The following is a 12,158-nucleotide window of genomic DNA, read 5'->3' as shown; positions in this document are numbered from 1 at the left end:
TACGGACCGGCAATGATCTGGATTCGCTCCATCCTCTACTGGCTCGGCATGGCGATCATCACGCCGCCGTACGCCATTTTCTGCATCCTGATCCTGCCGCTGCCGCCGGTGCTGCGCACGCGCATCATCACCGGCTGGAGCCGTGCGCTGCTGTGGTGGCTCGGCGTCACCTGTGGCCTGAAGGGCCGGATCGTCGGCAAGGAGAACATTCCGGCCGGGCCGGCGATGATCGTCTGCAAGCACCAGTCTGCGTGGGAAACGATGGCGCTGCAGATGGTGTTCCCGCCGATGGTATTCGTGATCAAGCGCGAGCTGCTGAAGCTGCCGTTCTTCGGCTGGGGGCTGAAGGCGACGTCGCCGATCGCGATCGACCGGACCAACCGCTCCGAGGCGCAGCGGCTGTTGATGGAGCAGGGCCGGGACCGGATCGGCCATGGTTTCTGGATCACGATCTTCCCCGAGGGCACGCGCGTCGCGCCGGGCGAGCGCGGCAAGTACAAGCCGGGCGGCGCCCGGCTGGCGATCGAGCTCGGCATCCCGGTCGTACCGGTGATGGTCAACGCCGGCGAGTACTGGCCGCGCAATTCCTTCCTCAAGCATCCGGGCACGGTGACGATGCAGATCGGCAAGCCGATCGACACCGCCGGTCGCGATGCGCTCGAGCTGACCCGCGAGATCGAGGCGTGGATCGAAGGCGCGCTGGCCGCGATGCCCGAACGCGGACCCTGCTTTCCGAAATGATGGAACGGCGACTGCGCCACCCGGGCGGTGAAATCGCCTTCACGGTGAAGCGCAGCGCCCGCCGTCGCTCGATCGGCCTGAAGATCGCCGCCGACGGCCTGTCGGTGACCTTGCCCGAACGCGCGCCGCTGGCCGACGCCGACCGCGCCGTGAGCGAGCGGCTCGGCTGGATCCTCAAGCATCTGGCGAAGCGGCCGGCACCGCCGCCGCAGCTGGCCGACGGCGTTCAGGTCGGCTGGTTCGGCAAACCGCTGACGCTGGTCGCCGGCGCCCGCCGCAGCGCGCTCGTCGATGGCGCGCTGCACATCGCCGGCGACGGCGAGACACTGGCCCCGGCGCTGCAGCGCTTCCTGCAGCGTACCGCGCGCGCCTATTTTGCCGAACGCGTGGCGCTGTGGGCCGAACGGATGGCGCTGCAGCCCGCAGCGATCAAGCTGACGTCGGCCGGCACGCGCTGGGGCAGCTGCACCGCTGCCGGCGTGGTCCGGCTCAACTGGCGACTGGTCCAGTCGCCGTTCGACGTCATCGATTACGTGATCATCCACGAGCTCGCGCATCTGGCCGAACTCAACCACTCGCCACGCTTCTGGGCGATCGTCGAACGGCATTGCCCGCACTGGCGCGACTTGCGGGCGTGGCTGAAAACGCACGGCCACGCGTTGCTGGCCTGGTAGGCCGCGGTCTTGAGCACCGGCATGGCAGTCTGGTTTCCCAAGCGTTGATCTTGAGCAACGACGTGTAAGCCTTCTCGGCGCATCTTGTTTGCGGGAGGCGGGGTCGACGTAACCCCGCTTGGTCGATCCGTCCGGGTCACAAGTCCGGACGCAAGCAAGGAAGCCGTGATGAAAAAGAAACTGACTCTGTTGGTGGCGAGCATGACCGTCGCCGGGTTCGCGTACGCCGGCTCGGGCGCACAGCAACAGGTGGACAGCATCGCCAGTCAACTGGGCATCAAGTACCAGATGAAGGGCAATCTGCCCGCCAAGGAATGCTCGCCGCTCGGCGCCGACTGGGCGTCGTGCTACAAGATCGACGTGACCTTTGACGCCGCCAGCGACATCAAGGGCACGGACTGGGCGATCTATTTTTCCAGCATCCGCCGCATCATTCGCGTCGACAACGATCAGTTCAAGATCACCCATCTGACCGGCGACCTGTACCGGCTCGAACCGACCGGTTCTTTCAAGGGCTTCATCAAGGGCCAGCCGCTGACGCTCGGCATGGTCGGCGAGTACTGGCAGGTGTCGATGTACGACGCCATGCCGCGCTGGTACGTGACCTCGGGCGACGCGACGCCGAAAGTGATCGCCAGCACCGATACCGAAGACCTGACGCGTTTTGTCGCACCGCTCACCGTTGCCGACGCCAAGCGTTCCGCCGGTGACAACAACGTCGTGATGACCGCCGCGACCCGCTACGACGCCTACACCGCGACGCCGCTGCTGCCGGCCAAGGATGTCGCTGCACGCATCATTCCGGCGCCGGCCGCGCAGCAGCTCACCGGCCAGAGCGCCGATCTCTCGGCCGGCATCAAGCTCGACACCCGCGGTCTCGACCAGGCCAGCGTCGACGCATTGCAGGCCCGCGCCAGCGAAATCGGCGTCGCCGCCGGCCGCTATCCGGTGACCGTGCGCATCGCGCCGAAGTCGCTCAAGGGCGTCGCCGCCAAGGCCGATGGCTATTCGCTGGTGATCACGCCCAAGGGCGCGCAAGTGGTCGGCCATGACGCTGCCGGCGCGTTCTACGGCGTGCAGTCGCTGCTGTCGCTGGTGCCGGCGCAGGGCGCCAAGGTCGTGCCGACGATGGAAGTCGCCGATGCGCCGCGCTTCGACTATCGCGGCTTCATGATCGACACCGCGCGCAACTTCCACAGCAAGGCGACGGTGCTGGCGGCGATCGACCAGATGGCTGCATACAAGCTCAACAAGCTGCACATGCATATGTCGGATGACGAGGGCTGGCGCCTGCAGATTCCGGGCCTGCCGGAGTTGACCGCGGTCGGCGGCAAGCGCGTGCACGACCTGAGCGAAACCAAGGGCTTGCTGCCGCAACTGGGCCAGGGGCCGGACAGCAGCACGCCGGGATCGGGCTATTTCACCCGCGACGATTTCATCGAGATCCTCCAGTACGCGCATGCCCGCAAGATCGAAGTGATCCCGGAAATCGACATGCCGGGCCACGCCCGGGCCGCCGTGGTGTCGATGGAGGCGCGCTACAAGCGCCTGATGGCCGAGGGCAAGCCCGAGGCCGCCAACGAATACCGTCTGGTCGATCCGCAGGAAACCTCGAACATCACCGGCGTGCAGTTCTACGACCGGCTGTCGACGCTGAATCCTTGCCAGCCGTCGGCGCTGAAGTTCACCGACAAGGTGATCGGCGAAATCGCCAGGATGTATCAGGACGCCGGTCTCAAGCTGACGTCGTGGCATTTCGGCGGCGACGAAGCGAAAAACATCTTCCTCGGTGCCGGCTACGCCGACAAGAACGCCCCGGCCAAGGATCGCGAAGGCAAGGGCTGGCTCGACCTGTCGAAGCAGGACCACCCGTGGGCCAGGTCGCCGGCGTGCATGGCGCTGATCCAGTCCGGCAAGGTCGCCGACGTCGAGCATCTGCCGGGCTACTTTGCCCATGAAGTCAGTACCTTGCTGCCGAAGTACGGCATCAGCAACTTCCAGGCGTGGCAGGACGGGCTGAAGCATGCGCCGAACGCCAAGGATTTCGCCGCCAAGAACGTGCGCGTCAACTTCTGGGACACGCTGTACTGGGGCGGCGCCGATTCGGTGGTCGAGTGGACCAACAAGGGCTACGGCGTGGTGATCTCGAACCCGGATTACGTCTATCTGGACTTCCCGAACGAGGTCGATCCGATGGAGGGCGGCTATTACTGGGGTTCGCGCGCCAATACGATGAAGCGCATCTTCAGCTTCGCGCCGGCCAACCTGCCGCAGAACGCCGAAACCTCGCTCGATCGCGACGGCAACGCCTTCGAGGCCAAGGCCAGCAAGCCGATGCCGCCGGTCGCCGGGATGTCGGCCCAACTGTGGAGCGAGGCGGTCCGCACCGACGCGCACTGGGAGTACATGGCCTTCCCGCGCTTGATTGCCGTCGCCGAGCGCGCCTGGCACCAGGCGAGCTGGGAGCGCCCGTACACCGTCGGCGAGCGTTACAAGGCCGGTGAAACCAAGCTGGTCAACGCGCAGGCGCTGAATGCCGACTGGACCAGCTTTGCCAACGCGGTCGGCCAGCGCGAACTCGCCAAGCTCGACAAGGCGGGGATCGACTATCGCCTGTCGATGGTCGGCGCCAGGGTCGTTGACGGCAAGCTGGCCGCGGTGACCGAGCTGCCGGGCGTGAAGATCCAGTACTCGCTCGACGCCGGCAAGAGCTGGCAAGCGTACGACGCCGGCCGGGCGCCGGCGGTGGCCGACGTCAACGCGGTGCAGCTGCGCACCGTCAGCTTCGACGGCAAGCGCTTCGGCCGCGTCAGCGGGCTGATCGCCAAGTAAGCGCTTCGGCGTGCAAGAAAAACGCCCCGGCATGCCGGGGCGTTTTTTTTACGTCCGGCACAGGTGCGCCGGAGTCGTTTCGTGCTTAGAACTTGCCAACCGGGTAGAGCGGGTGCTCCTGCTTCAGCGAGAACGCCTTGCCGTTCACGATCAGCTGGTAGTTGCTCGGTCCGGCGATCGGCAGACGGTAGGTGATCTTGATGTCCTTCACCGCGCCGACAGCCAGTTTCGGCAGCGTGTAGTCGACGGTGTGGAAATCACTCTTGAGGCCGCCGATATTGTTGCCGGTGTGGCCCGACGTCACCGTCATGCCGCTGGCTTCGAGGTTGTCCGGCGCCGAGGTCGGATACTGGAAGCGCAACACGCTGCCGGCCGGGATGATGGCGCCGGTGTTGTTGACGATGTGCAGCTTCGGTGCGATCGGGAAGTTGTCGTCGCCCATCGCGAACGCCGTCAGCGAGGCCGACACGTCGACCACCTCGGCCGGCATTGCGGTGTTCGACAGCGTGTTACCGTACGGCGTGGCGCTGCGGAAGTTGCTTGCCAGCAGACGGGTCAGCGTCGCGCCCGGCACGTACTGGCCCTTGCTGCCGGTCAGTGTCGTGCGGTTGGCATCCCAGTCGTAGTCGCCGGCGAGTTCCCAGTTCATCGCACCGCCGACGCCGTTCTTGATGATCCAGTCGGCCTTGGCCTGGATCGATTGCTCGTCCTCGGTCGACAGGAACACCTTCTTCGGCGCATTCCACAGCCACGGCGCCACGAGGGTGCTGTCGTAGTAGCGTGTGTAAACGCCGGTCAGGTCGCTGGCCGTAAACTTGTACTGAGACAGGTAGTCGGCGGCAATGCCCTTCTCGAGGTTCTTGGCGTGCCACATCGGGTTGGAGCCGGCGTCCTCGACGCTGCCCTTTTCATCGACGTCGAACCAGATGTTGTCGATACCCGCCGCGCCAACGCCGCACGGTACTTCGACGCCAACCGGGCAAGTATTGGTCTGCGAGGTGCCCCACAGGCCGTTGTTGCCACCGGTGACATCACGCCAGCCGCGGGTGTAGAACGGTACGCCGACGTTGACCCGGCCTGCCGGCATGCCGCCACGGTAGTAGTGGAATGCCCAGTCGGTGTTCAGGTAGCCGATGTTCTTGTACTGCGCATCGCCGTAGACGTTCCAGAACGCCAGTTCGCCATCCTTGCCGTCGTCGAACAGTGCTGCGTTCGGGCCGACGAACTGGTTCCACGTACCGTGCAGGTCGTAGCTCATCACGTTGACAAAGTCGAGGTAGGCCAGCGACTGGAAGGCTTCCATGCCGCGCAGCAGATAGCCCGACGCCGGTACCGCGGCCGACAGCTCGTAGTACTTGCCGTCAGCAACCGAAGCCGCGTTGAGCTTCTCGCGCAGCACGCGCATCAGCTCGCGGTAGCTTGCCTGCAAACCCTTGAGTCGCGGGCCGGCGACAGTGAAGTCGAGCGGGTTGCCGGCGTTGGTCAGCGACGTCGGGTATTCGTAGTCGATGTCGACACCGTCAAAACCGTACTGACGGATGAAGGCGACCGCCGAGTCGGCGAAGGTGTTGATGCCGGCGGTGTTGACCGTGGCGTCGGCATTGGTCGACATCGCGTAGAAGCCACCCGATGCGACGCGCTTGCCGTCGGCGCCGAAGTAGCCGCCGGTTTCGGCCCAGCCGCCGATCGACACCAGCGTGCGCACGTTCGGATGCTGCTTCTTGAACTTGTTCAGCAGGTTGAAGTGACCGGTATAAGGCAGCGACGGGTCCATTTCGGCACCGGCGACGCCCGGCCAGTTCATGTCGGTCGACTCGTTGCCGGCGACGTCCTGATTGACCGAGACCTTGTTGTTGCCGTCGATGTGGGCGAAGGCGTAGTTGATGTGGGTGAGTGCATCCCACGGAATGTCGCTGGCCAGATAGCGCTGCAGGCCGTCCTTGCCGGTGCGCCAGTTGGTGAAGTAACCGATGTTGCGGCGCTGCAGACCGTTGGCCAGTTTTTCGCGGCCAGCGGTGTCGTAAACGAGGCAGTACGGCACGTTGGCAACCTGCGATACGGCCAGCCCTTCCGGACGGCAAGCATCGTTATTGCCCGACGGGGTCGGCGCAGGGGTCGGGGTCGGCGTCGGCGTCGGCGTCGGCGTGCCCGAGCAGGTGCCGCCGGCCTTCCACAGCGTCGTGCTCGACGCCGGGTTCCAGTTGGCGCCGACGTAGGCGTAATGCGTCACCAGTGCGGTATAGGCGTTGCCGTTGTAGCTGACCACGTCGCCGGCGTTGTACGGCTTGGTGTTGCTTTCGGTCCAGATTGCGCAGCTACCGGGTGTCGGGGCCGGAGTCGGCACGGGCGTCGGTGCAGGGGTCGGTACCGGTGTGGGAACAGGCGTCGGGGTCGGCGCAGGAGTCGGGACCGGTGTGGGTGTGGGCGTCGGCGTGACCGCGCCGTCGCAGACCCCCTTGTCGGCCCAGACGCCGTTGGCGCCGGACTTGCTCGGGTCTTCGTTCTGGGTCCACCACTTGTTCTGGTACAGATGGTTGGCCTGGGTGACCGACGTACCGCCCGCGGCGTAAACCTTGGTCGCATCCCAGGCGGCAACGCCGGTGCACGATACGGCCAGCGCTGTGGCAGGGATCACCGAGCCGGCAAAGGCGGCAACGATGGACAAGGCCAAGACGCGGCCATTGGACGGCAAGCGCCCGGATTTCGATTTCATGCAGCTCATCTCCTACCTGCTTGAATTTCAATGAAGGTCAACGCAGGATCCCCGGTGTTCGTAAGTATTATCCCGTAGTGATCTTGCGCGAGGCAGCATCGGCACCGAAAGGTGGCGTGTCAATTGCAGGGGGCGTGGGCGGAGTGATTGGCGCGCTGGCCGGTGAGGTGCTTGGTTGTTTAATGCATCTGACATGATGTGGAACAGGACCATCCGCGAGGGGGCGGATCGAGATTCATGCTGCCAGCGGCGTGACCTCCGGGGGCTGGCGTCAGCCTGTCCGGCCGATGCGATGGCCCGCTTGCTTGCGATCGGGTGTGTCGGCCGCTACCGGAGGGGCTGTCGCTCACGACCGCCGCCGTGCCCTGATGGCCGAGATGGTGTACGTCAACGGTCGCTGGACATAAGCAGGGCGGCGAAAGGGCAGCAAGCGGCAAATCAGCGCATGCCCTCCGCAACGCAATCCCGCGTATGGCTACCGTGCGATGCTCAATCCGGTAGCGCGATCGCCGCCGGATCAATCCCGAGGTATTCGGCAATCACCGCCACCACCACCCCATGATCATCGCGTTGCGGCAGCCCGGAGATCGCGATGCTGCCGACGATGCCGGTGCCGCGGATCGCCAGCGGAAACGCACCGCCGTGCGCGGCGTAGTCGCGCTCGGATAAGGCGTGTTTGCCGGCCAGGCTGTCGCCGCTCTGGGCGAGCTTGAGGCCGATCGCATAACTGCTGCGGCCGAAGTGCCAGAGGGTGTTGCGCTTGCGGCGCAGCCAGTCGGCATTGCTTGGCGCGGTGCCGGGCATGGCGAAGAAGAACAGCGGGCTGCCGTTCAGCCAGATTTCGATCGCGACCGGCGTGCCGTAGCGGGTCGCGGCATCGCGCAGCCGGCTGCCAAGCTCGAACGCCAGATCGGCGTCGAAGCGTTCGAATTGCAGCAGCGCTTCCTGCTCGACGATCAGCGCCAGATCGGCGGCTAGCTCGGTGCTCATGTGTTCAACCTGTTGCCGTGGGGGTGCGAGCCAAAGCAGCTCGCATTCGTCCGAAGCGCAGCAGCCCGAGGGTTCATGCCAGCGGCAGTTCGCGGCGTTCCTCGGCGGAGCGGATCGCCAGTTCGATCACCTCCATCACTTGGATGGCCTCGGCGGCCGGCACCGGATTGGCCGCGCCGGCAAGCACCGCATCGCGTACGCCGGCGTAATAGTGGCGGTAGTCGCCTGGCAGCGTGGCAATCGGCTCGACGATCGGTGCATCGGCATTGCCGACGTAGCAGATGCCGTGCAGCTCATCCATGCCCCAGCCGTCAACGCCCGGCTGTGCGCCGGCCTTGAGCTGGTCTTCCTGCACGTCGAGGCCGTGCTTGATGTAGCTGGCCGCGGTGCCGTGGACGGCAAAGCGCGGGCTGCCGCCGGGGACGAGCACGCTGCCGTGCAGGATCACGTGGGTGCAGGCGTAGCGCAGCAGCACGTGGAAATAGTCGGTCGCCAGTGCGCCTTCGCGGCGCTGGGCGAAGTCGGCGTAGACGGCGTCGGGCTTGCCAAAGAGCTGCAGTGCCTGGTCGACGATGTGCGGGCCGAGGTCGTACCACAGCCCGGCGCCGAGAACGGCGGCTTCGCGCCAGCGCTGACGTACCTGCGGGCGGAAGCGGTCGAAGTGCGATTCGAACTGCACCACGTCGCCGAGCTTGCCGGAGGCGATCAGCGTCTTCAGCGTGAGGAAGTCGGCGTCCCAGCGGCGGTTGTGGAACACCGACAGCACGCGTCCGGCGCGGGCGGCGATGGCTTCGAGCTGGCGGGCCTCGGCGACGGTGACGGTGAACGGCTTGTCGACGACGACGTGCTTGCCGGCCTCGAGCGCGCGGCGGGCGAGGTCGAAGTGGGTGTCGTTCGGGGTGGCGATCACGATCAGGCCGATCGCCGGGTCGGCGAGTACGGCGGCGACGTCGGCATGCACCGGGACTTGAGGCCAGTCGGCGGCGACCTTGTCCGCGCTGCTCGACACGATGGCGGCGAGCGCCATGTCGGGCACGCTCGCGATCAGCGGGGCGTGGAAGGTCTTGCCGGCGTAGCCGTAGCCGACGAGGGCGACGTTGAGTGTTTCAGCCATGGGGCGTCTCCGTGAGCAGGGTCAGGGTCGTGGTCGGGGCAAGCGGCAGCTGCGGGTCGCGGTCGGTAAAAACGCGCTCGAATGCGGCGAGCGGTGCAACCGCGTACGGTGCGTGCTCGTCGAATTTGCTGTGGTCGGAGACCAGCCAGGCCCGCTTGCTGCCGGTGATGAAGGCGCGCTTGATCGCGCCGTCGGATTCGTCGCTGGCGGTGACGCCGAGCGTTGCATGGATCGCGCAGGCGCCCATGATTGCCAGATCGGCGCGGTACCGTTGCGCCATGGCCAGCATCGTCGACCCGCGGAATAGCCGCTGCGACGCATCCCATTCGCCACCAAGCAGGATCAGCTTGACCTGCGCGCGTTCGGACAGCAGTTGGGCGATATCGAGCGAATGCGTGATCACCGTCAGCGGTACGTCGGGCAGTGCCTGCGCGACGGCGAGCAGCGAATTGCCGGCGTCGAGCATCAGCGTCAGGCCGGGTTCGATCTGTGCGGCGACGCGCCGGCCGAGCGCCTGCTTGACCTCGGGCAGCACCGCGGCGCGGGCGCTGCGGCGCATGTTCGGTACGTCGAGCGACAGCGCGCCGCCATGGGTCTTCTGCACCAGGCCGAGTGCGGCGAGCGCGTTCAGGTCGCGGCGGATCGTGTCGTCGGAGACCGCCAGCGAACTGGCAAGGTCGGCGACGCTGACGCGTCCCCGGTCGGTCAGCAGGGCGACGATATGTTGCTGGCGTTCATGCGTAAACATGCGCTCACTATGCGCCGCTCTGCGGTTTTATGCAATTGATGTGCGGTTATTTGCGGTTTTGTCCGGCCTATTGCAGGCCGGACCGCATCGTCGCCGCGGCGTCGGGTGCAGTGAAGACCGGTGCGGCATTGCGGACCGGCGCGGCGACGGCACGCGGCACCGGGGATGTGGCCGGCCGGGCTGTCGACGGCGACGCCGCGGCGGACGTGGCCGCCAGCAGGGTTTGCCATTCGGTCTGGTAGGAGGCGTAGGTGCTGCTGTCGAGCTTGGTGGCCTTGCCGCGGACATAGCGTGCGCCGTCACAGCGGCTGCCATCGGCTTTCCACGACAGCCGCCCGGTATGGGAGACGATGCGCTTGCCCTGTTGAACCGCGCCGAAGCCGCGCAGATAGCGCAGCTTGCCATCCTTGCTGTAATAGCGGATCGAGGTGAGACCGCCGTTGCGGGTTTCGACGATCAGGTCGCCGGCGTCGCTGCGGTAGTGATCGGCTTTGCTGCCATCGGCACCGCGCATCGAGGTGGGTTTGAGTTTGGCGGTGGCCTTGTCGATGCGGGTGCTCAGCGAGAGCGCATCGCGTTCGCAGCGGGGGGCTGCGGCCAGGGCGGGAAGGGCGGCGGCGCAACAAAGCGCGGCCAGCAGAAAGCGGAACATCCGGTGGATCTCGTAAACGGCGTGAACCCTGGATGGTCTCATCGCCGGGCGATCAAGTTCCCGTCACTAATGCCGACGGACCGCTGATCGGTCGCGATCTTGCTTCAACCTGTTTCGGTTGGCGAGCGAGCCAGCTTGAGCCTGCCCGAAGCGCGGCCAGCGGAATGGACCGGCGGTCGATGAGGATGCCCCGCAGGAAGACCTTGGGCGGGTACCGCCTTGGGGGCATGGGCGTATCGGACGGGGGCAGACTTAGCTGCCGAACCGTTTCAGCGCCCCATGCCGCCGACCTGCTGTGCCAGATAGGTCGCGTAGTTGTCGGTCATGCCGCCGATGAAGTCGAGCACGCGCAGGTAGGCGTCATACAGCGGCCATTCCTTTTTCGGCGCGTTGTAGTCCATCAGGTCGAGCACCCGGCGCATCCGGAACGGCAGTTCGGGGCTGACCTTGAGCTGGTAGGCAGCGTTGCAGAAGGCGTCGAGCAGGATGTCGAGGCAGGTGAACGAGCCGACCTCGATTTCGATCTTGCGGCGCTCGTTGAAAATCCGGTCACGCGCCAGCTGCTTGGCCTCGTTGATGCCGTGGCGCATCGGCGCCGGGCAGTCGTTGAGCAGATCGCCCTGGTAGCTGCCGTCCATCAGCCGGTCGTACTGGGCGAGGAAGGTCGCGGCGACGTCGCGCACGCAGCGGTCGATCGCCTTGCCGCGCAACAGCGAAATCTTGCGGCGTATGCTCGGCGCCGCCGAGACTTCGAGCGCCAGCAGGTCGCGCTCGCCGCCGGCGATCTTCATCAAGATCGGTTCGACCGTTTCGTACGCCAACATGCCGATCTCGATGCCGTCTTCCAGATCGAGGATGGCGTAGCAGATGTCGTCGGCCGCCTCCATCAAATAGGACAGCGGGTGGCGCGCCCAGCGCCCCGGTGCGAGTTCGGGCAGGCCGAGCGCGGCGGCCACCTGATGCAGTTGCGGCAGTTCGCTGGCGTAGCAGCTGAACTTGCCCTTGGGGCCGGCGTGCTCGCTGGTCCACGGGTATTTGAGCGTGGTGCCGAGTGTGGCGTAGGTCAGCCGCAGCCCGCCTTCGAAGCGGTGGTTTTCGAGCTGGGTGATGATGCGAAAGCCCTGGGCATTGCCCTCGTACGTCGTCAGGTCGCGGCGCTCGTCGGGCCCGAGGTGCTGCAGCAGGTAGGCGTGCTCGTCGCGGCGGAACCAGTCGCGGATCGCGTATTCGCCGGCGTGGCCGAAGGGCGGATTGCCGATGTCGTGCGCCAGGCACGCCGCCTGGACGATGGCGCCGAGGTCGTACGGGTTGACGTGCGCCGGCAGCCGTTCGCGGATCGCCTCGCCGACCAGCACGCCGAGGCTGCGGCCGACGCAGGCGACTTCGATGCTGTGCGTCAGTCGCGTGTGCACGTGGTCGTTCTCGGTCATCGGGTGGACCTGGGTCTTGCGGCCCATGCGGCGGAACGGCGAGCAGAACACGATGCGGTCGTGATCCTTGTGGTAATTGCTGCGGCCGGCTTCGATCGGCGTGTCCTGATCGGTGCCGAGGCGGTCGGCCGAAAGCAGTCGCTGCCAGTTCATTGTCATGTCGTTCGTCCGCATCAAAGTGTCGTAAATTATACGGTCGCGCCTGTCGCGCGAACCCCCGTCGGCCCCGATGAGCGGTGCATTGTGGCCGCAGGATGCCAATCC

General features: G+C 66.0%; 9 protein-coding genes. 3 read left to right on the top strand and 6 right to left on the bottom strand.

Translation table 11 applies throughout. The annotated features are described in order from the left end of the window. Positions 1-12: 12 nt before the first annotated feature. From R0382_RS03500 to R0382_RS03490, 3 genes are all read left to right on the top strand, one after another. Positions 13-741, top strand: coding sequence for a lysophospholipid acyltransferase family protein (locus R0382_RS03500; protein ID WP_432722359.1), 729 nt, complete (start codon positions 13-15; stop codon positions 739-741). Then, entirely contained in the window at positions 741-1,415 is a 675-nt protein-coding gene (locus R0382_RS03495) for a M48 family metallopeptidase (protein ID WP_432722357.1), read from the top strand. The genes R0382_RS03500 and R0382_RS03495 overlap by 1 nt, the downstream gene beginning before the upstream one ends. Positions 1,416-1,583: 168 nt before the next feature. Continuing rightward, positions 1,584-4,247, top strand: a complete 2,664-nt coding sequence (locus R0382_RS03490; protein ID WP_432722355.1) for a family 20 glycosylhydrolase — start codon at positions 1,584-1,586, stop codon at positions 4,245-4,247. Between the two features lie 85 nt (positions 4,248-4,332). Here the strand turns inward: R0382_RS03490 and R0382_RS03485 are convergent, their stop codons facing one another. The 6 genes from R0382_RS03485 to R0382_RS03460 form a co-directional block, all read right to left on the bottom strand. Further along, positions 4,333-6,960 (bottom strand): glycosyl hydrolase family 18 protein, encoded by a 2,628-nt coding sequence (locus R0382_RS03485; RefSeq protein WP_432722353.1) that lies wholly within the window; start codon positions 6,958-6,960, stop codon positions 4,333-4,335. A 489-nt stretch (positions 6,961-7,449) separates the two neighbouring features. After that, entirely contained in the window at positions 7,450-7,950 is a 501-nt protein-coding gene (locus tag R0382_RS03480; RefSeq protein WP_432722351.1) for a heme-degrading domain-containing protein, read from the bottom strand. A gap of 73 nt (positions 7,951-8,023) precedes the next feature. Continuing rightward, positions 8,024-9,064: an oxidoreductase gene (locus tag R0382_RS03475; protein WP_432722349.1), complete on the bottom strand. Its 1,041-nt coding sequence runs from the start codon at positions 9,062-9,064 to the stop codon at positions 8,024-8,026. Continuing rightward, entirely contained in the window at positions 9,057-9,812 is a 756-nt protein-coding gene (locus R0382_RS03470) for a DeoR/GlpR family DNA-binding transcription regulator (protein ID WP_432722347.1), read from the bottom strand. The genes R0382_RS03475 and R0382_RS03470 overlap by 8 nt, the downstream gene beginning before the upstream one ends. A 67-nt stretch (positions 9,813-9,879) precedes the next feature. Further along, positions 9,880-10,506, bottom strand: coding sequence for a hypothetical protein (locus tag R0382_RS03465; RefSeq protein WP_432722345.1), 627 nt, complete (start codon positions 10,504-10,506; stop codon positions 9,880-9,882). Between the two features lie 227 nt (positions 10,507-10,733). Then, positions 10,734-12,053 (bottom strand): deoxyguanosinetriphosphate triphosphohydrolase, encoded by a 1,320-nt coding sequence (locus tag R0382_RS03460; RefSeq protein WP_432722343.1) that lies wholly within the window; start codon positions 12,051-12,053, stop codon positions 10,734-10,736. Positions 12,054-12,158 lie beyond the last annotated feature (105 nt).

Source organism: Jeongeupia wiesaeckerbachi (assembly GCF_050916355.1).
In the GTDB taxonomy this organism is placed as follows: Bacteria; Pseudomonadota; Gammaproteobacteria; order Burkholderiales; family Chitinibacteraceae; genus Jeongeupia; species Jeongeupia wiesaeckerbachi.
This window is presented reverse-complemented; position numbering and strand designations above follow the sequence as displayed.